This is a genomic window from Leisingera thetidis (assembly GCF_025857195.1).
GTDB lineage: Bacteria > Pseudomonadota > Alphaproteobacteria > Rhodobacterales > Rhodobacteraceae > Leisingera > Leisingera thetidis.
This window is the reverse complement of record NZ_CP109787.1, coordinates 1,786,747-1,811,341: the sequence shown is the minus strand read 5'-3', so window position 1 is coordinate 1,811,341 and position 24,595 is coordinate 1,786,747. Positions and strand designations below refer to the sequence as shown.

General features: G+C 63.7%; 20 protein-coding genes and 3 pseudogenes. 16 read left to right on the top strand and 7 right to left on the bottom strand.

Translation table 11 applies throughout. The features are described 5' to 3' along the window. The first annotated feature begins 170 nt into the window (after nt 1-170). Entirely contained in the window at nt 171-803 is a 633-nt protein-coding gene (locus OKQ63_RS08635) for a thiamine phosphate synthase (RefSeq protein ID WP_264213520.1), read from the top strand. A gap of 15 nt (nt 804-818) precedes the next feature. Here OKQ63_RS08635 and OKQ63_RS08630 read toward each other — a convergent pair whose 3' ends face one another. Then, nucleotides 819-1,970, bottom strand: coding sequence for a HupE/UreJ family protein (locus OKQ63_RS08630; RefSeq protein ID WP_264213519.1), 1,152 nt, complete (start codon nt 1,968-1,970; stop codon nt 819-821). 100 nt (nt 1,971-2,070) lie between these two features. Here OKQ63_RS08630 and OKQ63_RS08625 point away from each other — a divergent pair, with 100 nt between their 5' ends. The 4 genes from OKQ63_RS08625 (at nt 2,071) to OKQ63_RS08610 (ending at nt 5,430) form a co-directional block, all read left to right on the top strand. Then, nucleotides 2,071-2,778, top strand: a complete 708-nt coding sequence (locus tag OKQ63_RS08625; protein WP_264213518.1) for a DUF4198 domain-containing protein — start codon at nt 2,071-2,073, stop codon at nt 2,776-2,778. Nucleotides 2,779-2,819: 41 nt separating this feature from the next. Further along, complete coding sequence (locus OKQ63_RS08620; RefSeq protein ID WP_264213517.1) at nt 2,820-3,728, top strand: PfkB family carbohydrate kinase; 909 nt, start codon at nt 2,820-2,822, stop codon at nt 3,726-3,728. Continuing rightward, nucleotides 3,725-4,639 carry a pseudouridine-5'-phosphate glycosidase gene (locus tag OKQ63_RS08615; RefSeq protein ID WP_264213516.1) on the top strand — a complete coding sequence of 305 codons (915 nt, stop codon included), beginning with the start codon at nt 3,725-3,727 and terminating at the stop codon, nt 4,637-4,639. The genes OKQ63_RS08620 and OKQ63_RS08615 overlap by 4 nt, the downstream gene beginning before the upstream one ends. Before the next feature lie 80 nt (nt 4,640-4,719). Then, entirely contained in the window at nt 4,720-5,430 is a 711-nt protein-coding gene (locus OKQ63_RS08610) for a DUF502 domain-containing protein (protein ID WP_264213515.1), read from the top strand. Nucleotides 5,431-5,441: 11 nt separating this feature from the next. Here the strand turns inward: OKQ63_RS08610 and OKQ63_RS08605 are convergent, their stop codons facing one another. Next, nucleotides 5,442-6,470, bottom strand: a complete 1,029-nt coding sequence (locus OKQ63_RS08605) for a patatin-like phospholipase family protein (RefSeq protein ID WP_264213514.1) — start codon at nt 6,468-6,470, stop codon at nt 5,442-5,444. Between the two features lie 101 nt (nt 6,471-6,571). Beyond that, the gene (locus OKQ63_RS08600; RefSeq protein ID WP_264213513.1) at nt 6,572-7,345 is read right to left on the bottom strand and encodes a 3-hydroxybutyrate dehydrogenase; all 774 of its coding nucleotides are present in this window, start codon (nt 7,343-7,345) and stop codon (nt 6,572-6,574) included. 355 nt (nt 7,346-7,700) lie between these two features. Between OKQ63_RS08600 and OKQ63_RS08595 the strand changes: the two genes are divergently transcribed. From OKQ63_RS08595 to OKQ63_RS08575, 5 genes and pseudogenes are all read left to right on the top strand, one after another. Next, on the top strand, nt 7,701-9,488 hold the full coding sequence (locus OKQ63_RS08595) for an extracellular solute-binding protein (protein WP_264213512.1): 1,788 nt from the start codon (nt 7,701-7,703) through the stop codon (nt 9,486-9,488). 82 nt (nt 9,489-9,570) lie between these two features. Continuing rightward, nucleotides 9,571-10,039 (top strand): annotated as a pseudogene (locus OKQ63_RS08590) (hypothetical protein). A 22-nt stretch (nt 10,040-10,061) separates the two neighbouring features. Then, nucleotides 10,062-10,539: pseudogene (locus tag OKQ63_RS26230) on the top strand (arsenate reductase ArsC). Nucleotides 10,540-10,578: 39 nt separating this feature from the next. Beyond that, nucleotides 10,579-11,181: pseudogene (locus OKQ63_RS08580) on the top strand (aquaporin); the annotation flags it as partial. Nucleotides 11,182-11,365: 184 nt separating this feature from the next. Further along, nucleotides 11,366-11,557 carry a hypothetical protein gene (locus OKQ63_RS08575; protein WP_434086046.1) on the top strand — a complete coding sequence of 64 codons (192 nt, stop codon included), beginning with the start codon at nt 11,366-11,368 and terminating at the stop codon, nt 11,555-11,557. Between the two features lie 9 nt (nt 11,558-11,566). Here the strand turns inward: OKQ63_RS08575 and OKQ63_RS08570 are convergent, their stop codons facing one another. Continuing rightward, a complete protein-coding gene (locus tag OKQ63_RS08570) occupies nt 11,567-12,190 on the bottom strand; it encodes a helix-turn-helix domain-containing protein (protein WP_264213511.1) in 624 nt (207 codons plus the stop codon). A gap of 64 nt (nt 12,191-12,254) precedes the next feature. On the opposite strand from OKQ63_RS08570, the gene OKQ63_RS08565 reads away from it, so the two are divergent. From OKQ63_RS08565 to OKQ63_RS08550, 4 genes are all read left to right on the top strand, one after another. Then, a complete protein-coding gene (locus OKQ63_RS08565) occupies nt 12,255-13,760 on the top strand; it encodes a class I adenylate-forming enzyme family protein (protein WP_264213510.1) in 1,506 nt (501 codons plus the stop codon). Nucleotides 13,761-13,765: 5 nt separating this feature from the next. Continuing rightward, nucleotides 13,766-14,422 carry a DsbA family oxidoreductase gene (locus OKQ63_RS08560; RefSeq protein ID WP_264213509.1) on the top strand — a complete coding sequence of 219 codons (657 nt, stop codon included), beginning with the start codon at nt 13,766-13,768 and terminating at the stop codon, nt 14,420-14,422. 162 nt (nt 14,423-14,584) lie between these two features. Beyond that, nucleotides 14,585-15,808 (top strand): multidrug effflux MFS transporter, encoded by a 1,224-nt coding sequence (locus OKQ63_RS08555; protein ID WP_264213508.1) that lies wholly within the window; start codon nt 14,585-14,587, stop codon nt 15,806-15,808. A gap of 60 nt (nt 15,809-15,868) precedes the next feature. Then, nucleotides 15,869-17,542 (top strand): tetratricopeptide repeat protein, encoded by a 1,674-nt coding sequence (locus OKQ63_RS08550; protein WP_264213507.1) that lies wholly within the window; start codon nt 15,869-15,871, stop codon nt 17,540-17,542. A gap of 52 nt (nt 17,543-17,594) precedes the next feature. On the opposite strand, the gene mfd is transcribed toward OKQ63_RS08550, so the two are convergent. Both mfd and OKQ63_RS08540 read right to left on the bottom strand, forming a co-directional pair. Beyond that, complete coding sequence (gene mfd / locus OKQ63_RS08545; protein WP_264213506.1) at nt 17,595-21,050, bottom strand: transcription-repair coupling factor; 3,456 nt, start codon at nt 21,048-21,050, stop codon at nt 17,595-17,597. Between the two features lie 43 nt (nt 21,051-21,093). Next, entirely contained in the window at nt 21,094-21,615 is a 522-nt protein-coding gene (locus OKQ63_RS08540; RefSeq protein WP_264213505.1) for a component of SufBCD complex, read from the bottom strand. A gap of 184 nt (nt 21,616-21,799) precedes the next feature. Between OKQ63_RS08540 and hemB the strand changes: the two genes are divergently transcribed. Continuing rightward, complete coding sequence (hemB, locus tag OKQ63_RS08535; protein ID WP_264213504.1) at nt 21,800-22,798, top strand: porphobilinogen synthase; 999 nt, start codon at nt 21,800-21,802, stop codon at nt 22,796-22,798. Between the two features lie 149 nt (nt 22,799-22,947). After that, nucleotides 22,948-23,523 (top strand): lipid-binding SYLF domain-containing protein, encoded by a 576-nt coding sequence (locus OKQ63_RS08530; RefSeq protein ID WP_264213503.1) that lies wholly within the window; start codon nt 22,948-22,950, stop codon nt 23,521-23,523. Nucleotides 23,524-23,631: 108 nt separating this feature from the next. Here the strand turns inward: OKQ63_RS08530 and OKQ63_RS08525 are convergent, their stop codons facing one another. After that, nucleotides 23,632-24,504, bottom strand: a complete 873-nt coding sequence (locus OKQ63_RS08525; RefSeq protein ID WP_264213502.1) for an NAD(P)-dependent oxidoreductase — start codon at nt 24,502-24,504, stop codon at nt 23,632-23,634. Between the last annotated feature and the right edge of the window lie 91 nt (nt 24,505-24,595).

Genomic DNA, 24,595 nt, shown 5'->3' with positions numbered 1-24,595 from the left:
ATCCGTCTGTTGCGCGTGAAATCCGTAGTGCTGTAATCCCCGGGCGCGCCGGGGGCAAGGTCCGGCACCTGCAAAGCCGGTATTTACCGGGGTTCCCTCGCGCGCAAATCCTTGCGTCCCGCAGCAGATACGGTAAACACCGGCAAATGCCTGAATAATGGAGCGCCGCCATGGAAAGCCCTTCTGACGCACCGGAGCAGCCGCAGATCTACCTGATCTCCCCGCCCAGTTTCGAGCTGGGCAAGTTTCCCGGCCAGCTGGCGCGAGTGCTGGACGCGGTCGACGTGGCCTGCGTGCGCCTGGATCTTGCCAGCCGCGACGAGGACACGCTGAGCCGCGCGGGCGATGCGCTGCGCGAGGTGACCATGGAACGCGACGTTGCGCTGGTGATTTCGGATCACCAGATCCTGGCGGAGCGGCTGGGGCTGGACGGGGTGCACCTGACCGACGCCTCGAAATCCGTGCGCGCCGCGCGCAAGGCACTGGGTCCGGATGCGATTGTCGGCTCTTTCTGCGCCGCGTCGCAGCATGACGGCATGGTCGCAGGCGAAGCCGGCGTGGACTACGTGAGCTTCGGCCCCGTCGGCACCTCCGGCCTGGGCGATGGTGCGCAGGCGGAGGCGGACCTGTTCCAATGGTGGTCGCAGATGATCGAGGTTCCAGTTGTCGCCGAAGGCGGACTGACCGAAGACCTGATACGCGGCATCGCCCCCCATACCGATTTCTTCGGCATCGGAGACGAGATCTGGCACGCCGAAAACCCGCTGGCGGCGCTCAAGTCCCTGATGAGGGCAATGGGCTGACCTATTGGCGGGCGTTCATAGGAACACCCGCTCCACAAACCAGTAGCCGCCGATCATCGCGATGGTCACAGAGGCCGGGATCGCCACCCGGCCGCGGTACTTCGGGTGCCGCCCGAACCAAAGCCGCACCCCGAGGTAAGCGGCGGCAACCACCGCCAGCTGACCCAGCTCAACGCCCGCATTGAAACCGATCAGCGCGGGCAGGAACTGGCTGGCAGGCAGTCCGAATTCCCCCAGCACCGTGGCAAAGCCCAGCCCGTGCAGCAGCCCGAAGCCAAAGATCACGAAGGTGCGCCAGCTGTGCAGCTTGCGGGCAAAGATGTTCTCGACTGCAACAAAGACAATCGACAGGGCAATCAGCGGCTCGACGATGGCCGAGCTGACCGAGACTACCCCCAGCGCGCCCAGCGCCAAAGTGATGGTGTGCGCAACGGTAAAGACGCTCACCTGCAGCAGCAGCGGTCGCACACGCGGGCTGAGAAAGAACAGCCCCAGCACAAACAGGATGTGATCCAGCCCTTTCGGCAGGATATGAGTAAAGCCGACAGGGATATATTCCAAGAACGCTTCAACCGGCGTCTTGGCTGCGCCGCCTGCCAGCGGGATCGGCGGCGAGATCTCCCCCCCTCGCAGGTAGCCGGTATAAGGCTCTTCGACTCCGTTCTGCCGCAGCACCACCCCGCCAGAGCCCGCAGGCCAGGCAATGCGCAGGCTGCGGGCCGCTGGCGAGACGTCACCAGCCAGCTCCAGAACGGAGGCCCGCGGCAGGCCGGCATCGCCAACCTCCGGGATCGTGATCCCGGTGACGCGCAGATCGACCGGGCCGCCCGCCTGCACCTTGACCGTCTCCAGCCATTCCTCGGCAAAGAGCTGCACCATCGGCTCAAGCTCCTCAGCGCCCAGTGCGCGCAGTTCGTCATAGTCGCCGGCCTGTGCGGTCTGGTTGGTGTCTGACAGACCGTCCAGATCAATCCCGGCCACGAATGCCTCGACGTTCAGCCGCAGCTCCAGCCTGACCTGCCCCTCCTCGATCTGGAAATCGGCAATCGCCGGGGTGACCTCATGCGCGCCTGCGCCTGCGGCGGCTATTGCAACCACGCTCGACACCAGCGCAAATAGGATCCGCAGCCAAGTGGCTCCACGCCTGACAGCCAAGGACAATCTCATGCAAATCCGCCTGTTCTGCTCAATTCTCTGTACCGGGCTGACATTCGGGCCTGCCCAGCTGTTATCCCACGAGTTTTGGATTGAGCCGGAGAAATATCAAGTGTCTTCTGGCGATCCGGTGGCCGCACGGCTGCGCAACGGGCAGCAATTCAAAGGCGCAGAGCAACCCTATCTGGACCATCGTATCGCCCGGTTCGAGGTATTGCGGAATGGGTCCACGGCGCCCTATCAGGGCCGGATGGGCGATATGCCGGCCTTTACCGCAGAAATGGCGCAGGATGGGCTTGCCGTTCTCATTCACCAAACGCAGCCGCAGACATTGACCTATGACAGCTGGGAAGACTTCCAGGCCTTCATAGATCACAAGGGCTTTGGCGATATCCGGCCCCGCCACCTCGCCCGCGGACTGCCGGAGGCGGGTTTCACCGAGCAATACACCCGCTACGCCAAGTCGCTCGTGGCAATCGGAGAGGGCAGCGGATCAGATCGGGCCGCCGGGCTTGAGACTGAGATCGTCGCCCTGGCCAACCCTTATACGGACACTCTGGAACAGGGGTTTCCGGTCCGGGTGCTGTATCAGGGCCGCCCGCGCCCGCGGGCACAGGTTGAAGTCTTTTCACAAGCACCGGATGGCACTGTCACCATCACCACTCAGCTGACGGACGCGCAGGGCGAGGCTGCCATTTCCGTGACCCCAGGGCATCGGTACCTGCTTGATGCTGTGGTGCTGCGCCCGGCTTCCGGCGGCGCGGGTTATGTTTGGGAAAGCCACTGGGCTGCCCTGACCTTTGCTGTGCCTGCGCGGTGAAGCCGCTTGCACGGGCTCCGCAAAGGCGGCAATAGGTCATTATGACACAAGCCTCCGCCCCTCAGTCTCCCGGCATTCTGTGCATAGGCTCGGTCCTCTGGGACATCATCGGCCGCTGCAGAACGGAAATGCGGCGCGGCTCGGACATGCCGGGGCGCATCACCCGTCTGCCCGGCGGCGTGGCGATGAACATCGCCATGACCCTGTCGCGCTTTGGCATGACGCCTGCGCTGCTGACTGCTGTCGGCCGCGATCCGGAAGGAGACGAGCTGATCGATGCCTGCGTCCATTTCGGTCTGATCACAGATCACATCTACCGCTCCGAGGATCTGCCCACCGACCGCTACATGGCGGTGGAAGGCGCCAACGGGCTGATTGCCGCCATTGCCGATGCCCATTCGCTGGAGGCAGCGGGCAGCAAGATCCTGCGCCCCTTGTCCGACGGATCGCTGGGCACCGAAGACGCGCCTTATCAGGGACAGGTCGCATTGGACGGCAACCTGACCCTGTCACTGCTCGACGACATCGCCTCCAGCCCCGCCTTTGCCAAGGCAGACCTGAGGGTGGCGCCCGCCTCGCCTGGCAAGGCAGAGCGTTTGCGCCCGTTCCTGGCCCGCACCCGCGGCACGCTGTACGTGAACCTGGAAGAGGCCGGCATCCTGTGCCAGGCCGAGTTCACCGGCAGCGAAACCGCCGCCCGGGCGATGCTGGACCGCGGTGCTGCCCGGGTGCTGGTCACCGATGGCGGCCGCTCTGCCACCGTTGCTGACGCCCAGGGCGCCATTACCCTTGTCCCGCCCCGCGTGGCGGTCGCCCGGGTGACAGGCGCGGGCGACACCTTCATGGCTGCCCATATCGTTGCCGAGGCACGCGGGGCAGACCGCAAAACCGCTTTGGCCTCGGCCCTCAAGGCCGCCGCAACTTATGTATCAGGAGAACCCCCGCTGTGATCGGCATTCAGTATTCGTCCGAGGTCCAGGCTGCCAAGGCTGAAGGCCGCGCCATTGTTGCGCTGGAAAGCACCATCATCACCCACGGCATGCCCTACCCGCAGAACGTCGAAGTCGCGGCGCAGGTGGAACAGGACATCCGCGAGGCCGGCGCCGTGCCCGCCACCATGGCAGTGATGAATGGCATCCTGCACGTCGGGCTGGAGCCGGAGCAGCTGCAATCGCTGGGCCAGGCCACCGGCGTCGCCAAAATTTCCCGCGCCGACATGGCCGCCTGCATCGCAACCGGCGGCACCGGCGCCACCACGGTTGCGGCCACCATGATTGCCGCGCGCCTAGCCGGGATTGAAGTCTTTGCCACCGGCGGCATCGGCGGCGTGCACAAGGGGGCAGAAACAACCTTCGACATTTCCGCCGACCTGATGGAACTGGCGCAAACCCCGGTCACTGTGGTGGCAGCCGGTGCCAAGGCCATTCTCGACCTGCCCAAAACGCTGGAAGTTCTGGAGACCCAGGGCGTGCCGGTGATTGCCTACCGCCAGGACAGCTTCCCGGCCTTCTGGTCGGCGCAGTCAGAGCTGAAGGCGCCCTTGCGCATGGATGACCCTGCCCGGATCGCCCGCGCCCACGCCACCCGCCAGGCGATGGGGCTGCCCGGTGGCCAGCTGGTCGCCAACCCGATACCCGCCGAGGACCAGATTGCCGCCGATGAGCTGGCCCCGGTGATTGCCAAGGCGCAGTCCGAAGCAGACGCTCAGGGCATTTCCGGCAAGGACGTAACCCCGTTCCTGCTGCGCCGCATCTTCGAATTGACCGAGGGCCGCTCCCTCACCGCCAACATCGCGCTGGTGCGCAACAACGCCCGGCTCGCGGCAAAGATCGCACAGGAACTGAACAAACTGACGCAATAACCTGAATTTAGGGGCGCACCCCATTGCTCCGCCCCTGCACAGTACCTAGGTTCCACTCGACATTTCCGCAAAGCAGACCAATGACCACGCCCTTCGACGAAGAACCTCAACGCCGCCGCGGCCTGTTTGCCAGTCTGCGCGCCTCCTTCTTTACCGGTATCGTCGTCATCGCGCCGGTGGGGCTCACCATCTGGCTGTTGTGGTCGGTGATGGGCTGGATCGACAGTGTGGTGCTGCCGCTGGTGCCGCATACCTTCCGCCCCGAGCAGTACATCGGCATCAACCTGCGCGGCGTCGGGCTGATCATCTTCCTGTTGTTCACCATCGTCGTGGGCTGGATTGCCAAAGGCATCATTGGCCGGTCGCTGATCACTTTTGCCGAAAGCCTGGTGGAGAGGATGCCGGTGGTGCGCACCGTATACTCCGGTATCAAGCAGATTTCCGAGACCGTCTTTGCCCAGTCCGAGCGCAGTTTTGAGAAAGCCTGCCTGGTGCAGTACCCGCGCAAAGGCATCTGGGCGATCGGGTTCATTTCCACCAATGCCAAGGGCGAAATTGCCAAGCGCGCCGAAACCAGCGGCGGTCTGGTGAGTGTCTTTCTGCCAACCACCCCGAACCCGACATCAGGGTTCCTGCTGTTTGTGCCGGAGGAGGATGTGATCGAACTGGAGATGTCAGTGGAAGACTCCGCCAAGCTGGTGATCTCGGCAGGCCTGGTCTACCCGAACCCCAAGGATCCCGCAAAACCGGTCGAAAACGGCAAGAAGCCCGCGCTGAAAGAAAGCGCCTGACCTAGCCTGACCTAGCCGAACATCGCCGGCAGATCCGCCGAGGACCGCTCCCCCAGGTTTGCCCGGTCGCGCGCCAGAAATCCCTCTGCCGCGTCCCGCCCTGCCTGCTTCAGCCGCGCCAGGATCTGCGGCACCGGAAACAGCTTGGTGGTGACTGACAGCTGCGTCATCAGATCATCATCCGCGATCATGTGAATCCGCACCTGTTTCATCCGCCCGGGTTCCAGCGTGCCATCCGCAAGCAGCCGCTGCACAAAGCTGATTGCCCGAAGCTCCCGCAGAAGCGACGAGTTGAAGCTGATCTCATTCACCCGGTTGCGGATCTGCTGCGGCGTCTTCGGGATTTCCGCGCGCTCCAGCGGGTTGATGTTCACGATCACCACATCGCCCGGCAGCGCCTCGCGGAACAGCGGGAACAAGGCCGGGTTGCCGGTGTAACCGCCATCCCAATAGGCTTCCATGCGGCCGGTGTCCGGATCCTCGATCTCCACCGCCTGAAACAGATCCGGCAGGCAGGCGGAGGCAAGGATCGCCTCGGTGCTGATCTCCTGCCCCTCGAAAATGCGGATCTTGCCGCTGCGCACGCAGGTGGCGCAAACAAACAGCTCCGGGCCGTCCTCCGCGCAGACTTCTGAAAAATTGAACGCCTCCACCACCTCCCGCAACGGGTTCCGGTAGAACGGACCATAATGATAGGGTGAAATCGCCTGGCTCATGGTTTCCATCGGGGAAAACGGCACGGCCGCCTCCCAGGCGCCTGCCCAGGCGACCGCATCAAACCGTGTCAGCCAATGGGCGAACCGCATATCCCCCACGCCCCCCATCCGCCGCCACAGGCTGTCCAGCGCCGCCTTGGCGCCGGGGCGCCCGCCCTGCACCATGCCGGATTTAAACGCCGCCCCATTGAGCGCGCCGGCCGAGGTTCCGGTGATCCCGGCCACCTCGATCCCCTCGTCCTCCAGCAGCCGGTCCAGCACGCCCCAGGTAAACGCCCCGTGCGCGCCGCCGCCCTGCAGGGCCAGATTGATCTTTACAGTCATGCCGGGCTCCGCTTCTTCATCTGGCTGAAAATATCCCGGGGGTGAATTGCCCCGGAAGGGGCAAGAGGGGGCCGGCCCCCTCTGACGTCCTCATAGGGCCGTTACAGCGCGGTCCAGCCGCCATCGACACTCAGCGTGGTCCCGGTGATCTGCGCTGCCGCGTCCGAGCACAGGAACACAGCGGTGCCGCCCAGTTGCTCCACCGTGGCAAATTCCCGGCTTGGCTGGCGTTCCAGCATCACCTTCTTGATCACCTCTTCCCGGCCCATGCTGTATTTCTCCATGGTATCGGGGATCTGCGCCTCCACCAGCGGCGTCAGCACATAACCCGGGCAAATCGCATTGCAGGTGATCGGCTCCTCCGCGGTTTCCAGCGCCACCGTCTTGGTCATGCCCACCACCCCATGCTTGGCCGCCACATAGGCCGCCTTGAAGGGCGAAGCCGTCAGCCCGTGCGCCGAGGCAATGTTGACGATCCGCCCCCAGCCCGCCGCGCGCATCTTCGGCAGGGCGGCCGCCATGGTGTGGAAGTTGGAGGTCATGTTGATCGCAATAATCGCGTCCCATTTGTCTTGCGGGAATTCGTCAATCGGCGCCACATGCTGAATGCCCGCATTGTTCACCAGGATATCACAGGCCCCGGCTTTTTCGATCAGCGCGCGGCAATCGGCGCCGTTGGACATATCGGCCTGGATGTACTGGGCCTTGACGCTGAATTCACGGGCGAGAGCTTCCGCCAGCGCGTGATCCTCCTCCCGGTCGGTGAAGGAATTCAGCACCACATTGGCGCCTGCCCGCGCCAGTTCGCGTGCAACCCCCAGGCCAATGCCTGAATTCGACCCGGTGATAACGGCGGTCTTCCCCTGCAAGGACATCGGTCTCTACCTCTTGGATGACTGAAACTGCCGCCACTCTGGCATGCTGCAGATGCAAAAGAAACGCGTAAGACTACGGACTCCGCAGCCGGAACGCAGGGGCATTTCCATCACCAGACCGCAGGGAAGCGCCCAGAAAAAAACGCCCGCACAAGGCGGGCGTTAGTTATTGAGGCAGGTTTCATACAGGCAAGAAACCTATCGAGCAGTGATCTCTTTATAAGCAATTTCCGGCTTTCATCCAAGCTAAAAGTTTGAAAAGACGAAAAAGCGCACGTAGCGTGCAGAGGCAAGAAAATAAGGGCAGAGCGGGATTGTTGTGAAACTGCGAAAAGAAAATTTCCTGAATCTTCGCATGGCACTGGCTGGAATCACCTTGGCTTTTGCCGCGAATTCCGCACAAGCAGAATCGGTGCATGGCATAGCTATGTACGGCGCCCCTGCCCTGCCACCGGATTTTGTGTCTCTGCCCTATGCCAACCCCGATGCCCCCAAGGGCGGCAAGGTGGTCTTCGGCAACACCGGCGGCTTTGACTCTTTGAACCCGTTCACCCTTAAGGGGACCTCTCCGTGGCAGCTGAGGTTCTGGGGATACGAGAGTCTGATGGGCCGTTCCTGGGACGAGCCCTTCACCCTTTACGGGCTTCTGGCCGAATCGGTTGAGGTGCCGGAGGACCGTTCCTGGGTGGAATTCACCCTGCGGGAGGAGGCGCGATTCTCCGATGGCAGCCCGGTGACCGTCGAAGATGTGATCTGGTCCTATGAAACACTCGGCACCAAGGGCCACCCCCGCTACCGCGGCTTCTGGACCAAGGTGGAGCGGATTGAACAGACCGGACAGCGCAGCCTGCGCCTGACCTTCAACACCGAAGACCGCGAGCTGGCGCTGATCGCCGGCATGCGCCCGATCCTCAAGAAGGCGCAATGGGAGGGCAAGGATTTCGCCAGCGATACGGTCGAAGGCGCCCCGATCGGCACCGGCGCCTATGTGGTGACCGGTTTCGAACCCGGCCGCTTCGTCACCCTGACCCGCAACCCCGACTACTGGGGCCAGGACCTTCCGCTGCGTCGCGGCACCCAGAACTTTGACGAAATGCGCATCGACTTCTTCGGTGACGGAACGGTGCTGTTCGAGGCCTTCAAAGCGGGCGAGCTGAGCGCGGTGCGCGAGTTCAACGCCGACAAATGGGACAGCGTCTATAATTTCCCGGCGGTCACCCGCGGCAATGTGGTCAAAAGCGAGATCCCGCATCAGCGCCCGTCCGGCATGACCGGGCTGGTGATGAACACCCGGCGCGCGCCGCTGGATGACTGGCGCGTGCGCGAGGCGCTCATTCTGGCTTTCAACTTCGAATACATCAATGGAACGGTCACCGGCGGCGTACAGCCGCGGATCAGCTCTTACTTCTCCGGATCGGCGCTGGGGATGCAGCCGGGCGCAGCCACAGGCAAGGTCCGGGACCTTCTGGCCCCATATGCAGACACGCTGCTGCCGGGCACGCTGGACGGCTACACCCTGCCTCAGAGCGATGGCAGCAAGCGCAACCGCGGCAACCTGCGCAAAGCAATGAACCTGCTGGAAGACGCGGGCTGGACTGTCACGGACGGCGAACTCCGCAACGGCCAAGGCACGCCGTTCAGCATCAATGTACTGATCCGGCAGGGCGATGGCGAGATGAAGACCGTCGCCGAAATCTATGCCCGAGCGCTGGAGAGGCTCGGCATCACCCTGACGGCGGAAACCGTTGACAACGCTCAGTATGCCGAACGGGAAAACGCGTACGATTTTGACCTGACACGCTACCGCCTGGAGCTATCGCTGAGCCCAGGCAACGAACAGCGTTATTATTGGGGCAGCGAGGGCGTCTCCCAGCCCGGCAGCCGCAACCTGATGGGCATGGACAGCCCCGCGGCGGACGCGATGATTTCTGTGATGCTCACAGCGACCGACACAGAGGAGTTCACGGCTTCAGTGCGGGCGCTGGACCGGGTGCTGACGGCTGGACGTTACGTGATCCCGTTCTGGACTTTCGACGCAGGCCGGATCGCCCATATCAAGGAAATGCGCTTCCCTCAGGCATTGCCGCTTTATGGCGACCGGACCGAATTCATGCCCGACGTGTGGTGGTACCAGGAAGACTGAACCGCTGACGCCGGCCCCCGAAGCCGATCCCCTTACTCACCCGCACAGCAAATTCCATATTTCGATAAATATGGATAAATAGATTTCAGAAAAACTGGCCGCGCTGGCGCTTCCCAACCGCCTGGCACCGTTCCGGCTGCTGATGCGCCGCCACCCGGACGGTGTTCCAGCCGGCGAGATCGCCTCAGCGCTGGGCTTCAAGCCCGACACTGCCTCAGCCAATCTGCCTGCGCTGAGGCAGGCCGGGCTGATCAGCCAGGACCGGATCGGCACCTCTCTGATGTATACTGCCGACCTGCCGGGCTTGCGCGGCATGTTCGACGGCCTGCCGTCCCGCCCGGTCTGGTCAGCCTACGAGCGCGCATTGGGGGCCGGCCAACCCAGTCAAGGCAGCAGGCACCGACGCCGAGCGCCACCTCGTCTTTCAGCAGGCCTATGGACTGCTGCGCAACAGGATCAAGGCCTTCGCTGCGCTTCCTTTCGAAACCCTCAACCGCCTGTCGCTCCAGCATCAGCTTGACGATATCGGCCGGCTGAACTTTTCCGGCTGACCCTCCAGAATGGTCTGCTTCCATGCACATTCTCGTCCTTTGCACAGGCAACTCCGCGCGTTCCATCCTGCTGGCGTCGGTTTTCAATACCCTAGGGGCCGGCCGCATCCGTGCTAATTCGGCCGGATCCAGCCCAACAGGCAAGGTGCATCCGCAATCCCGGGTGCTGCTTGGCATGCTAGGGCATGATACCTCTGAGGCCCGGTCCGAGAGCTGGGACGAGTTTACCGCCCCCCGGAGCACCGGAGATGGGCATGGCAATCACTGTCTGCGCCTCAGCCGCGGGAGAAACATGCCCGCTCTGGCCCGGCGCGCCGGTGCGGGCCCATTGGGGGGATGACGCCCCGGGCGCCGCCGCGGAACCGGAATGGGATACCGCCTTCCGCACCGCCTTCACCACTCTGGCAAAACGCGCCGCGGAGCTGCTGGATCTGCCTTTCGAATCCATGCGCCCGGAAGAACTGCCGCAGCAGCTCAAGCGGATTGGAGAGAACGCATGACCGCCCCAAAAATTGCTCGCCGAGGGCCTGGGCACCGCCATGCTGCTGATCGGGGCGGCCGGATCCGGCATCATGGCCGAAACCCTCGCGGACGGAAACGCGGTGCTGGCACTGCTGGCCTATTCAATCGCCACCGGCTGCATGCTGTACGTGATCACCACCACGCTTGGCCCGATATCCGGCGCCCATTTCAATCCGGCTGTGGCCCTGGCCTTTGCGCTGCGGGGAGGGCACCCCTGACGGGCAGCGGCTCCCTATATCCTGGTGCAGATCACTGGCGGCATCCTCGGCAACCGGGCCTGCCATGCGATGTTCGATCTTGCAAATCTGCAAAGCTCCACCACCATGCACCGGACCGGGACCGGCCAGTGGTTCTCTGAAACCCTGGCCACGTTCGGCCTGCTGTTCGTGATCTTCGGCGGGCTGCGCGCGCGTCCCGAAGCGGTACCTGCGCTGGTCGGCCTCTGCATCACCGGCGCCTATTGGTTCACCTCCTCCACCAGCCTTGCCAACCCGGCCGTGACAAGTGCCCGCGGCTTCAGCAACACCTTCGCCGGCATCTATCCGGGCCACATTCCGGTGTTCTTTGCAATGCAGCTGATAGCAGTGGGAATCGGCCATATGGTACCGTCGAAACTGTTTGCAGCCCCCAGCCTCCCGGCGGAATCCCGCCAAGCGCGGCAGACCGGATACCGGGGCTCAGGGCTGGCGTTACATACTGGCCGAAAAAATGCTACCATGGGGGGCCAAGACCCCAAAAAAACCGTTTGTCAGGGAGTGCCCCCCAATGCCTGTACAAGCAGCAGCTGCCAGCTGGATTGACAGGATGCCCCGCATCAAACAGCGCTTTCCGCATCTGAAAGCCAGCAATGCGCCATCGATACTGGATGACCGGGACAGATTCGTTGCCTATCTGGCCCGCACCCATCACCTCACCTTGAATGAAGCCAAGGAAGAGGTGGACGATTTCCTCTATATCGAAAGCCTGCTGAGAGAGCTGGACGGACGCCCGCACTAGCTCCCCGCCTTAGGCCAGCGACGTCACCCAGAGGATCATTGCATCTTCGGGGCTGACGGAAATGACGTTATGCCCCATGGCCGCGTCGTAATAGGCGCTGTCGCCGCGGCGCATCTCGACCGGCTCGTAGAATTCCGTATAGAGCTTGACCACCCCGGTCAGCACATAGAGGAATTCCTCGCCGTCATGGCGCACCCAGCCGTCAAATTCCTCCATCGACCGCGCCCGCACCCGCGCCCGGTAAGGCAGCATCTGCTTGCGCGACAGACCGTCGGCCAGCAGCTCGTGCTCATATGTCGCGGTGGCATGGGCTGATCCGTCACCGGATTTGGTCACCGTCATCCGGCCGTTCACCTGGTCCCGCTGCGGCGGGGTAAACAGCTGAGGCACCGAGATCTGCAAGCCCACGGCCAGCTTCTTCAATGCCTCGTAAGTCGGTGACATCTGGCCATTTTCGATCTTGGACAGGGTCGAACGCGCCAGCCCGGCCTGATTGGCCGCATGCTCCAGAGTCCAGTCCCGCGCCTTGCGCAGCTCGCGCACGCGGGCGCCCAGGTCCAATGGTTCTGCGTCGTCTTCGCCGCCATTGGCGCGGGCGATGGTGATCAGGGATTTCGGGTCGCGGCCAGTCATAGCCACTCTATAAGCCGCCGCCGCGCCGCTTGCAACGCAGGACAGTGCAGGCTAGCCAATGGCCATGCTGTCGATTTTTGATCAGGGGCCGTTTGCGCCCTGCCCCGCCCCCTTCAATCTCGCCGCCCATGTGCTGCGCCATGCCGGAAGGCTGCCGGACAAAACCGCACTGATGGTCCTTGAGGGTCAAGCGAGCGAGGAGTGGAGCTATGCCCGGCTGGAGGCCGCCGTCCGCGGCACCGGATCCGGGCTGCTGGCAGCGGGGCTGAATCCCGGCGACATCGTGCTGATGCGGCTGGGGAACACGGTGGAGTTTCCCATCGCCTACCTGGGCGCCATTGCCGCGGGGCTGGTGCCGGTGCCCACCTCGGCCCAGCTGACGGAACCGGAGACCGCCCGGATCATCGCCGATCTGAACCCCGCGGCGGTATTGTGCGATCCGGCAGTGGCCTGTGCGAGTCACCCGTTGCAGATCAGCACTGCGGAGCTGCTGAAGATGCAGGATCTGCCTCTTTGTGAGTACGCCGTTGGAGACCCTGACCGGATGGCCTATGTGGTCTACACATCCGGCACCAGCGGAAATCCGCGCGCCGTGGCGCATGCCCACCGCGCCGTCTGGGCACGGCAGATGATGGTGGAGGGCTGGTACGGCCTGGCGGAGAATGACCGGCTGATGCATGCAGGCGCCTTCAACTGGACCTACACGCTCGGCACCGGGCTGATGGACCCCTGGGCAGCAGGCGCCACCGCGCTGATCCCGGCCCCGGGAACACCGCTTGAAGACCTGCCGGATCTCCTGCGCCGGCACCAGGCGACGATCTTTGCAGCCGCCCCTGGCGTCTACCGCAAGGTCCTGCGCGGCGGTCCGCTGGATTTGCCGGACCTCCGGCATGGGCTTTGCGCAGGTGAAAAGCTCTCACGCCACCTTCACGAGGCCTGGGATGCAGCAACCGGCTGCAGCCTGTATGAGGCATTCGGCATGTCGGAATGCTCCACTTTCATCTCCTCCTCGCCTGCAAGCCCGGCGCAGGACGGCACTCTGGGCCAGCCGCAAAGAGGCCGCAGGGTGGCCATACTGGGTGCGGACGGACCGGTCGCGTTGGGCGAAGAGGGCACCATCGCCATCCACCGGTCCGACCCGGGGCTGATGCTCGGCTACCTGAACGCGCCAGAGGAAACCGCGGCCCGTTATCAGGGGGACTGGTTCCTGACCGGTGATCAGGGGGCAATGTCGGCGGACGGCCAGATCCGCTACCTGGGGCGCAGCGACGACATGATGAACGCGGGCGGCTACCGGGTGTCGCCGATCGAGGTAGAGACCGCGCTGGCCGCCCATCCCGGCATCACCCAAGCCGGCGCTGCCGCGGTAGAGGTGAAGCCGGACACCTATATCATCGCCGCCTTCTACACCGGTCCCGAAGAGTTGACCCGCCAGGAGCTGGAGGCCTTTGCATCCGAACGCCTGGCCCGCTACAAGCAGCCCCGCGCCTATGTCCGTCTCGACGCCCTGCCAACGGGCGCCAACGGCAAGCTGCTGCGCCGCGCCCTGCCTGCCCTGTTAAAAGGATGACCCACATGGCCCCCGTCAAGCTCGATATCCTGTCGGATCCGATCTGCCCCTGGTGCTATATCGGCAAGACCCATCTGGACAAGGCGCTGGCCGAGGTGCCGGATCATCCCTTTGTCATCGAATGGCACCCGTTCCAGCTGAACCCGGACATGCCGCGCGAGGGCATGGACCGGCGTGACTACCTGGAGCGCAAGTTCGGCGGCAAGGAAGGCGCGGTCAAAGCCTATGCGCCGGTCGTGGAGCACGCCGAAAAAGCCGGGCTGACGATCAATTTCGAGGCCATGCAGCGCACCCCCAACACTTTGGACGCGCACCGGCTGATCCATTGGGCCGGGATCGAGGGCAAGCAGACCGAGGTTGTGGACGCCCTGTTCAAAGCCTATTTCGTAGACGCCAAGGACATCGGAGACCACACGGTTCTGGCGGAGGTCGCAGGCGGGGCCGGAATGGAAGCGGGCGTGGCCGCGCGCCTGCTGGAAGGCGACAGCGATGTGCAGACCATCCGGGACCGCGACGCCCATTCCCGCAAGATGGGCGTAAGTTCGGTGCCGACCTTCATCGTCGCCAGCCAGCACGCAGTACCCGGTGCCCAGCCGCCGGAGTTGTGGAAGCAGGTCATCGAAGATATCCAGCTGCAGCTGAAGGCGGGCGAACCCGGGTAAGGCTGCCTGCCCGGAGGCAAATTACTTAGCATCGCAACAATGCACAGATATCTGTGCAGCCGGGCTTCTGGCCCTGTTGCGGAATTCGTGCTAGCGGAACCGGACGGCTCCCAGACCGGCCCCGATCCCCGGGTCCGCCTGCAGTGCCGTTAGAGGTTCCGAATGACACAATCCCCTGCACACGGCATGGGAAAAGGTGAGTTCGTCGCGCTGATCGCGATGATGTTTGCCACCATCGCCTTTTCCATTGACGCAATGCTGCCCGCCCTTCCCGAAATCGGTCAGGCGCTGAGCCCGGACGAAATCAACCGTGCCCAGCTGGTGCTGACTTCTTTTGTGCTAGGAATGGGGATCGGCACCTTCTTTACCGGCCCGCTGTCCGATGCCTTTGGCCGCAAGCGGGTCATTGCCGGCGGCGCGGCGCTTTACATCATCGCGGCTGCTGTCGCCTGGCGGGCGCAATCTCTGGAGCTGCTGCTGGCCTCCCGCATGGTCATGGGGCTGGGTGCGGCTGGTCCGAGAGTTGTTGGCATTGCCATCGTGCGAGACCTTTACGCTGGCCGGGAAATGGCACGGCTGATGTCGATTGCGATGATGATCTTCACACTGGTTCCAGCCTTTGCCCCTATGCTGGGGGCGGGCATCATTGCTTTCTCCAACTGGCGCAGCATCTTCCTTGCCTTCGCCGTCTTCGCCATCATTGTCGTTATCTGGATGGGTCTGCGCCTGCCGGAAACTCTGGCCGTGGAGAACCGCCGCCCCTTCCGCCTGCCTCTGCTGCTTGGCGCCGTAAAGGAGATGTCTGCCCATCCGGCCGTGCGCCTGTCGATTTTGGTGCAGACCCTGTGCCTGGGGATGCTGTTCACCATGCTGACGATGGTACAGCAGGTCTATGACGTGATCTTTGACCGCGCCGAAAGCTTCCCGATCTGGTTCGGTTTTGTCGCCTTGATGGCCGGCAGCGCAAGCCTGCTGAATGCGGCGATCGTTGTCCGGGTCGGCATGCGCCGTATTGTGACCTGGTCCCTGGCAGCGCAGGTGTGCATTTCTGCCATGATGCTGGTGCTCAGCAGCCAGGCACTGCCCGAAACGCTGCTGTTCGGCCTGTTCGTTGCCTGGCAGACCAGCGTGTTCTTCCTGGCCGGTACCACGCTTGGCAATCTCAACGCCATCGCGTTGGAACCCATGGGACATATCGCAGGCATGGCCGCTTCGGTGATCGGTGCGATTTCGACCGTGCTGGCCGCCGCGATCGCCGCTCCAGTGGGCCTGTTGTTCGACGGCTCGCTGCTGCCGCTGGCAGCCGGGCTGCTGACGATGGCGGGCCTTGCATTCCTCCTGATGCTGCAGATGGCACGGGCCGAAGCCCGGTTGCCCGCCGAATAACCGCCTTGCCCGACCGGCAGTGCAACCCTAACCTCTCCAATCACTTGGGGAGGTTTTTTTATGAGCTACGATTATGATCTCGGCCGCTATTCCTGCCCGGTGACCACCTCTTCGCCCGAGGCACAGCGCTGGTTTGACCGCGGCCTGGTGTGGACTTACGGCTATAACCACGAGGAAGCCATCAAGTGTTTCCAGCAGGCGCTGGCATATGACCCTGGCTGCGCCATGGCCCATTGGGGCGTCGCCTATGCGGCCGGCCCGAACTACAACCTGCCTTGGGCCCTGCGCGACGACAAGGGCCGGGCCAAGGCGCTGGCCGAGGCCCATGATGCGGCGCAGTCCGCCCTGGCCTGCATCAAGGGCTGCACGGAACCCGAACAGCAGCTGATCCGCGCCCTGCAGGCCCGCTATCCCCAGCGCGAAGCGGTGGAGGACATGCACGCCTGGGACTATGCCTTTGCCGAGGCGATGCGCGCGGCCTTCGCCGCCTGCCCGGACCACCTGGACCTGCGCACGGTCTACGCCGAGAGCCTGCTGAACCTGACACCCTGGCAGATGTGGGACCTGAAGTCCGGCCAGCCTGCCGAGGGCGCCGCCACGCTGGAAGCGCAGGAGGTGCTGGAATGGGCGATGGAACATGCTCCCGGTGCCATGCAGCATCCCGGCCTTCTGCATCTTTACGTGCATCTGATGGAGATGTCGCCCGCGCCGGAGAAAGCCCTGAAGGCCGCGGATGTGCTGCGCACGCTGGTGCCGGATGCCGGCCACCTGGTGCATATGCCCACCCATATCGACGTCTTGTGCGGCGACTATCACAGTGTGGTGCATTGGAACCAGAAAGCGATCGAGGCGGATCTCAAGTATTACCAGCGCGAAGGCGCCTTCAACATCTACACCGGCTACCGCCAGCACAATTATCACTTCGTCATTTACGGCGCCATGTTCCTGGGCCGGATCGAACCGGCACTGCAGGCCAATCAGGGCATTCTGGACACCACGCCAGAGGACTTTCTGCGGATAGAAAGCCCGCCGATGGCGGATTATTTCGAGAGCTACATGGCGATGCTTCCGCATATCCTGGTGCGTTTCGGCCGCTGGGAGGAGGCGATGGCGCTGGAACTGCCCGCGGACCCGGACCTGTACCTGACCCTTGCAGCCAATACCCGTTATGCCCGCGCCATCGCCTTTGCCGCGACGGGCCGCGTGGAACAGGCCGAGGCTGAGGAGTTGCTTTTCCTCGCCGCCAGGGCCCGGGTTCCGGAAACCCGCCTGCTGCACAATAACCGGGTGGTTGATCTGCTGGACATTGCAGCCGAAATGCTGCGGGGCGAGATCGAATACCGCAAGGGCAACCATGACACGGCATTTGCCCATTTGCGGCGGTCTGCCGAATTAGACGACACGCTGCCCTATGATGAGCCCTGGGGGTGGATGCAGCCGGCCCGCCACGCCCTGGGGGCGCTGCTGTTTGAGCAGGGGCAAACGGACGAAGCCGAGGCCGTCTACCGCGCCGACCTCGGGCTGGACGCCAGCCTGCCGCGCGCGTCAATCCATCCGGACAATATCTGGAGCCTCAAGGGGCTGCACGATTGTCTGAAGGCCCGCAGCGAAACTGTTGAGATCAAACACATAAAACAGAAACTCGACATCGCTCTTGCCCGCGCTGACCGTGCAGTCGGAGCCTCCTGTTTCTGTGCCCAGGCGGCCATGGTGCCGGACCGCTGCTGCGGCTGAGAAGACTTCGGCACATGCATTTACTAGGGAAATTTGCTTTCCCTGGCCCTGCTTACCCGGCCTTGGCCTTCTTCTTCTCCGCCACGACTTTCTCCGCCAGATCGCGGGCAATGGCGAACGCCCCCTTGATCTTGTCGCTGTCCTTCTTCCAGTCGCGGCGCACGACGATCTTGTTGTCCTTGACCTTGGCCAGCCCATTCTGCGCCTGGATGAACTCTACCAGCCCCTGAGGGGAGGCGAACTTGTCGTTGTGGAACTGGATCGTCGCGCCCTTGGGCCCGCCGTCCATCTTGGCAATCCCGGCCCGTTTGCACATTGCCTTGATCCGCACCACCAGCATCAGGGTGTTCACCTCCTTCGGCAGCTTGCCAAAGCGGTCGATCAGCTCAGCCGCAAAGCCCTCCAGCTCCACCTTGGTGCTGAGCGACGACAGACGCCGGTACAGGCCCAGCCGCACGTCCAGATCCGGCACGTAATCCTCGGGGATCAGCACCGGAACGCCGAGGTTGATCTGCGGTGCCCACTGGTCGTCGGCGTCGCTGAGGCCCTCCATCCCGCCGGCCTTGATCTTGGCAATCGCCTCTTCCAGCATCGACTGGTACAGTTCATAGCCGACATCGCGCATCTGGCCGGACTGCTCCTCGCCCAGGAGGTTGCCGGCGCCCCGGATATCAAGGTCTTGCGAAGCGAGGGTAAAGCCCGCGCCCAGCGTATCCAGCGACCCCAGCACCCGCAGGCGTTTCTCGGCCGCCGGCGTCAGCCGCTGGCGCGGCTTGGTGGTGAGATAGGCATAGGCGCGGGTTTTCGAACGCCCGACCCGGCCGCGGATCTGATAAAGCTGCGACAGGCCGAACATGTCGGCGCGGTGCACTACCATCGTATTGGCGGTCGGGATATCCAGCCCGCTTTCCACGATCGTCGTCGCCAACAGCACATCATACTTGCCGTCGTAGAAAGCATTCATCCGGTCATCAAGCTCGCCCGCCGCCATCTGCCCGTGCGCCACCACGTAAGTGAGTTCCGGCAGCTGCGCCTTGAGGAATTCCTCGACCTCCGGCAGGTCGGTGATGCGCGGCACCACGTAAAAGCTCTGGCCGCCGCGGTAATGCTCGCGCAGCAATGCCTCGCGGATGGTGACGCTGTCGAATTCGCTCACATAGGTGCGGATGGCCAGCCGGTCGACCGGCGGCGTGCCGATGATGGACAGATCGCGCACGCCAGTCAGCGACAACTGCAGCGTGCGCGGTATCGGAGTTGCCGTCAGGGTCAGCACGTGAATGTCGCTGCGCAGCTGCTTCAGCCGTTCCTTGTGGGCGACCCCGAAATGCTGCTCTTCGTCGATGATCAGCAGGCCAAGGTTCTGGAACTTGATGTTCTTGGCCAGAACCGCGTGCGTACCGACCACGATATCGACCGTTCCCTTGGCCAGCCCTTCGCGGGTCTGGCTGGCTTCCTTGGCGCTGACGAAGCGGGACAACTGCCTGACGTGCAATGGAAAACCACGGAAACGATCCTTGAAGGACGCCGCGTGCTGGCGGGCCAGCAGCGTGGTCGGCGCCACCACCGCCACCTGCAGCCCCGACATGGCGGCGACAAAGGCCGCGCGCATTGCCACCTCTGTCTTGCCAAAGCCCACGTCGCCGCAGATCAGCCGGTCCATCGGCAGGCCGGAGTGCAGATCCTCCATCACGTCTTCGATCGTGCGCAGCTGGTCATCCGTTTCCTGATACGGGAAGCGTGCCGAAAACTCCTCCCAGGCATGCGGCGGCGGGTCCATCACCGGCGCCTTGCGCAGGGCGCGCTCGGCGGCGATGCGGATCAGCTTGTCCGCCATCTCGCGGATGCGTTCCTTGAGCTTGGCTTTCTTCGCCTGCCAGGCGCCGCCGCCCAAGCGGTCCAGCAGCCCCTCTTCATGGCCGTATTTCGACAGCAGCTCGATGTTTTCGACCGGCAGATACAGCTTCGACTGTTCGGCATATTCCAGCAGGATGCATTCATGTGCCGCACCCGCGGCAGTCACCACCTCCAGCCCCTTGTAGCGGCCAATGCCGTGGTCCACATGCACCACCAGATCGCCGGGGCTGAGCGACTGGGTTTCGGTCAGGAAGTTCTCCGCCTTGCGGCGTTTCTTCAGCGCGCGGATCAGCCGGTCGCCCAGAACATCCTGTTCCGAGATTACCGTCATGTCCGGCGCCTCGAACCCGTGCTCCAGCGCCCAGACCGCCAGATGCAGTCCGGATTTGCCGATACGGGTGCCATCCATGACCGGGATCGCTTCGGCTAGGCCCTCGTCCTCGATCAGGCCGGTCAAACGTTCGCGCGCGCCTTCGGAATAAGAGGCGATCAGTACCGGACCCTCTTGCATCCGCGCTTTAATATGATCCGCCAAGGCACCAAACAGGCTGATGTTTTCCTGCTGCCGCTCCGGCGCGAAGTTGCGGCCGATCCGCCCGCCGGCATCCACGGTGCCAGGTCCAGACGCCTGCGGCAGCGGATGGAGCTGCACCACGCGGTGCTCTGCTGACGCCGCCTCCCAAGCCGCTTCATCCAGGTACAAAAGCCCCGGCGGCGCCGGTTTGTAAACAGTATCGATCCGCCCTTTCTGCGCCATCGCATGCTTGCGGGTCTCATACTGGTCCTTGATGGTCTCCCAGCGCGCCAGCCGGGCCGGTGTCACCTGGTCGTCCAGCGTCACGGTGGCCTGCGGCAGGTAATCGAACAGCGTTTCCAGCTTTTCGTGAAAGAACGGCAGCCAGTGTTCGATGCCCTGATGCTTGCGCCCGGCACTCACCGCCTCATACAAGGGGTCGTCAGTACCGGCTGCCCCGAACTCGATCCGGTAGTTCTGCCGGAACCGGGTGACTGCCGCCTCGTCCAGAATGACCTCCGAGACAGGCGCCAGTTCCACCACCTCGAGCTTCTCAGTCGTGCGCTGCGAGCCCGGATCGAACCGCCGCGCGCCATCCAGCACATCGCCGAACAGGTCCAGCCGCACCGGGCCGCTTTCGCCCGGCGGGAAGATGTCGATGATGCCGCCGCGGATCGCATAGTCGCCCGGCTCCATCACCGTCGGGCTTTGGGTAAACCCCATGCGCACCAGGAAGCTGCGCAGCGCGCTTTCATCAATCCGGTGATCCACACGGGCGGTAAAGGCAGCCTCGCGCAGAACCCACCGGGCCGGCACCCGCTGGCTGGCCGCGTTGAGCGTGGTCAGCAGCACGAACTGGCTGGGCATCTGATGCACCAGTGCTGCCAGCGTTGCCATCCGCGCCGCCGAGATATCGGCGTTGGGCGACACCCGGTCATAGGGCAGACAGTCCCAGCCCGGGAAGATGAACACCGGCATGTCCGGGGCGAAAAAGGCCAATGCGGCCCGCATCGCTTCCATCCGCTTGTCATCGCGCGCCACATGCAGCACCGGCGCGCCGGATGTCTGCGCTTCCTTCAGGATCAGCCGGGCATCGAACCCTTCGGGCGCGCCGCCCATAGTGATTGCACGCTGTGCCATGCCTTATCCTTTCCAGAAGCCCTTAACGGGGTCCGCCCGTCTGTCACAATGCCCCGATCATGAGGTTCTGGTACATTCCCCAGAACGCTGTGACCAGAATTGAGACCATGCCGACGAATTGGATGTACAACCGGCAAAACGCCAGCCGCTTCCGCAAAACTTCGCCCGAGGCCCCCTCCTGCGCGATCCGGCGCGCGGTGAAAAAGCTGATCAGCCCGACCACGGACATCGGAAAGGCCAGCATGAACACCGCCTGCGCAATCTCCAGCAGATAGACAAACCCGAGCGTCGCAAGAGCCGACAGCAGGAAACACGCCGAGGCAACAACCCAAGGGCCGGACACTTCGGCGATGTACAGCATCCGGTTCACGTTGACCCGGGCGATATCTTCCAGGTCCTGTTCCGCCTGGCCGCCCTTGCGCCGCGCCCGGTAGACCATGTCGTAAGGGACCCCCAGGATCCAGTGGCTGGCGGACGACCAGAGAACCGCCAGCGAAATCCAATACCACAGGTTGGAGAAAGACCGCAGGTCAATCATCTCATAGATAATATGAAGCAGGTCCAATCCAGCCCCCGTCTTGCCGCTGCCGGCCCGCTGGGCCTGTGTTGTGTAACCGGCCCTATATCAACCGGGAATCCTCCGCAGGCAAGCCCGCAGGGCACACAAGTTTTCCGGCGCGGCGAATGTGCCTCTTGTTCCCGGGGCGGCTTGTGTGCCACCCATTGGCCAGCCCAAACGAGAGACCGCCATGAAGCCCACCGTCGCGCCCTTTCCCGCCGCCCGCCTGCGCCGCACCCGTGCCAGCCAGTCCATCCGCAATCTGGTCCGGGAAAACACCCTGACCGCAGCCGATTTGATCTGGCCAGTGTTTGTCCGCGAGGGCGAAGGGATGGAAGAACCGGTCGCCTCGATGCCCGGCGTGCTGCGCCGCTCGGTGGACAGGATTGCCGAAGCGGCTGTTGAGGCCCAGGCCCTGGGAATCCCGGCCATCTGCCTGTTTCCCTACACCGATGCGTCGCTCAAGACCGAGGATTGCGCCGAGGCCTGGAACCCGGACAACCTGACCAACCGGGCTATCCGGGCGATCAAGCAGGCGGCGCCGGACATCGCGGTGATGACGGACGTGGCGCTCGACCCCTACAACGTCAACGGCCATGACGGATATGTCGTTGACGGCGAGATCGTCAATGACGCGACTGTCGAGGCGCTGGTCAAGATGACTCTGGCCCAGGCCGAAGCAGGCGCCGACATCATCGGCCCGTCCGACATGATGGACGGGCGCATTGGCGCCATGCGCAGCGCGCTGGAACAGGCGGGCCACCACAATGTGGCGATCCTGTCCTACTCGGCCAAATATGCCTCTGCTTATTACGGGCCGTTCCGCGATGCGGTCGGAGCAACCGGCGCGCTGAAAGGCGACAAGCAGACCTACCAGATGGACCCCGGAAACAGCGACGAATCCCTGCGGCTGATCGAGCGTGACCTGCAGGAAGGCGCTGACATGGTAATGGTCAAACCGGGGATTGCGTATCTGGACATCTGCCAGCGGGTGAAATCCGCCTTTGGGGTGCCGACCTATGCCTATCAGGTCTCCGGCGAATACGCGATGATCCAGGCGGCAGCCCAGAATGGCTGGATCGACGGCGAAAAAGTGATGATGGAAAGCCTGATGGCCTTCAAACGGGCGGGCTGCAACGGGGTGCTCACCTATTTCGCACCTGCTGCGGCACGGCTTCTGAACGGCTGACGCCGCTGGCGCATCTGCGCCGGATCGATTCAGCGGGAAGCCGCCAATGTCCGCCTTGCAGCGGATGACAGGCAGCGGTTTTCCGCGTATACAAAGGCCAGAGCCGGACCAAACCGGCCTTGGAGCAAATCATTACAGGCACCTGAAATATGAGCGATATTTCCTCTTCACGCATGACCCGCCGCGGCTTTGCCTTGACTGCTTTGGCCGGCGCGGGCGTTACCGCCGCTTGCGGCAATGGCGTCGGCAACAGCAACGCCGCCACAATCGATGCCCGCGTCGACGCCACGCTGAACCAGATGTACAGCCAATACCCCAACACCCGCACCTTGGCCGAAAAATCAACCGGCATGCTGGTAATGCCGCTGGTAACCGAGGCGGGATTCGTCTTCGGCGGCGCCTACGGCCGCGGCGCGCTGCGGATCAATGACGTCACGGTCGACTATTACGCCACCTACAAGGGCAATGCCGGCCTGCAGATCGGCGCCCAGCAATATGCCCATGTGCTGTTCTTCATGACCGAAGGCGCGCTGGCGGGCTTCCGCCGCTCCTCCGGCTGGGCGGCAGGCGCCGATGTGGAATATGTGATCAAGGACGAAGGCAACGCGCTGACAGCCGACACCAACACCCTGACCTCGCCGGTTCTGGCAGTGGTCTTCGGCCAGGCGGGCCTGCGCGTCGGCGCCACATTGGAAGGCACCAAATACACCCGCATCATCCCCTGATCATGCCGGCCCAAGCGGCGGTCCGGCCACCGCTTCTTCCCGGACACAAACACCCCTGCCCAAGGCATGGCCTTTCCCCCGCGGGAAAGGCCATTTTTCCGCTGCCGGTCAGTCCAGCGCGCGCAGCCGCTTGACCAGCGACGAGGTGTCCCAGCGCCCGCCGCCCATCTTCTGCACATCCTTGTAGAACTGGTCGACCAGCGCGGTCACCGGCAGGCTGGCGCCGGTTTCATCCGCGGCATCCAGGCAGATGCCCAGGTCCTTGCGCATCCAGTCCACCGCAAAGCCGTGCTCGAAGTGGTCGTCGAGCATGGTTTCATAGCGGTTGGCCATCTGCCAGCTGCCGGCCGCGCCCTGGCTGATCACCTCAACAACCGCACGCCCGTCCAAACCGGCCTTTTCGGCGAAATGCAGCGCTTCGCTCAGGCCCTGGACCAGCCCGGCAATGGCGATCTGGTTGCACATTTTGGTCATCTGACCGGCACCGCTGCCGCCAATCCGGCGGCAGATCCGGGCATAGGCATCCATCACCGGCTCTGCCTTGGAATAGGCGTCGCCATCGCCGCCGCACATGACCGACAGAACGCCATTCTCCGCCCCGGCCTGGCCGCCGGAGACCGGCGCATCCACAAAGGCGGCCCCGTGCGCCTGCGCTGCAGCGTAAAGTTCGCGCGTCACCTTGGCCGATACCGTGGTGTGGTCGACAAACACCGCGCCCTTGCCGATGCCGGCAAAGGCGCCATCCGGCCCCAGGCAGACCGAGCGCAGGTCATCATCGTTGCCGACACAGGCCATCACGAATTCGGCCCCGGCAGCGGCAGCGCGCGGGGTGGCCGCAAACCGCCCGCCATGCTCACGAACCCAGGCGTTGGCCTTGGCTTCGGTGCGGTTGTAGACGGTGACGTCATGGCCCGCGGCCTGCAGGTGCCCGGCCATCGGATAGCCCATGACCCCGAGCCCCAGAAACGCGATTTTTGCCATCTGCTTTTCCCCTGATCTGTCTTCGCATATGTTGGCGCCAACCCTACCACCGCCGCCGCCGGGCGCAATCTGCCTGGCAATGGAAATGACA

Bases quoted from the DNA above. Each gene is read 5' to 3' on its own strand.
- hemB (WP_264213504.1), top strand. From the start codon at position 21,800: ATGAAGCCCACCGTCGCGCCCTTTCCCGCCGCCCGCCTGCGCCGCACC.
- OKQ63_RS08575 (WP_434086046.1), top strand. From the start codon at position 11,366: ATGCCCCGCATCAAACAGCGCTTTCCGCATCTGAAAGCCAGCAATGCG.
- OKQ63_RS08620 (WP_264213517.1), top strand. From the start codon at position 2,820: ATGACACAAGCCTCCGCCCCTCAGTCTCCCGGCATTCTGTGCATAGGC.
- OKQ63_RS08530 (WP_264213503.1), top strand. From the start codon at position 22,948: ATGAGCGATATTTCCTCTTCACGCATGACCCGCCGCGGCTTTGCCTTG.
- OKQ63_RS08605 (WP_264213514.1), bottom strand. From the start codon at position 6,470: ATGACTGTAAAGATCAATCTGGCCCTGCAGGGCGGCGGCGCGCACGGG.
- OKQ63_RS08550 (WP_264213507.1), top strand. From the start codon at position 15,869: ATGAGCTACGATTATGATCTCGGCCGCTATTCCTGCCCGGTGACCACC.
- OKQ63_RS08630 (WP_264213519.1), bottom strand. From the start codon at position 1,970: ATGAGATTGTCCTTGGCTGTCAGGCGTGGAGCCACTTGGCTGCGGATC.
- OKQ63_RS08635 (WP_264213520.1), top strand. From the start codon at position 171: ATGGAAAGCCCTTCTGACGCACCGGAGCAGCCGCAGATCTACCTGATC.
- mfd (WP_264213506.1), bottom strand. From the start codon at position 21,050: ATGGCACAGCGTGCAATCACTATGGGCGGCGCGCCCGAAGGGTTCGAT.
- OKQ63_RS08570 (WP_264213511.1), bottom strand. From the start codon at position 12,190: ATGACTGGCCGCGACCCGAAATCCCTGATCACCATCGCCCGCGCCAAT.
- OKQ63_RS08560 (WP_264213509.1), top strand. From the start codon at position 13,766: ATGGCCCCCGTCAAGCTCGATATCCTGTCGGATCCGATCTGCCCCTGG.
- OKQ63_RS08600 (WP_264213513.1), bottom strand. From the start codon at position 7,345: ATGTCCTTGCAGGGGAAGACCGCCGTTATCACCGGGTCGAATTCAGGC.
- OKQ63_RS08525 (WP_264213502.1), bottom strand. From the start codon at position 24,504: ATGGCAAAAATCGCGTTTCTGGGGCTCGGGGTCATGGGCTATCCGATG.
- OKQ63_RS08610 (WP_264213515.1), top strand. From the start codon at position 4,720: ATGACCACGCCCTTCGACGAAGAACCTCAACGCCGCCGCGGCCTGTTT.
- OKQ63_RS08595 (WP_264213512.1), top strand. From the start codon at position 7,701: ATGGCACTGGCTGGAATCACCTTGGCTTTTGCCGCGAATTCCGCACAA.
- OKQ63_RS08565 (WP_264213510.1), top strand. From the start codon at position 12,255: ATGCTGTCGATTTTTGATCAGGGGCCGTTTGCGCCCTGCCCCGCCCCC.
- OKQ63_RS08555 (WP_264213508.1), top strand. From the start codon at position 14,585: ATGACACAATCCCCTGCACACGGCATGGGAAAAGGTGAGTTCGTCGCG.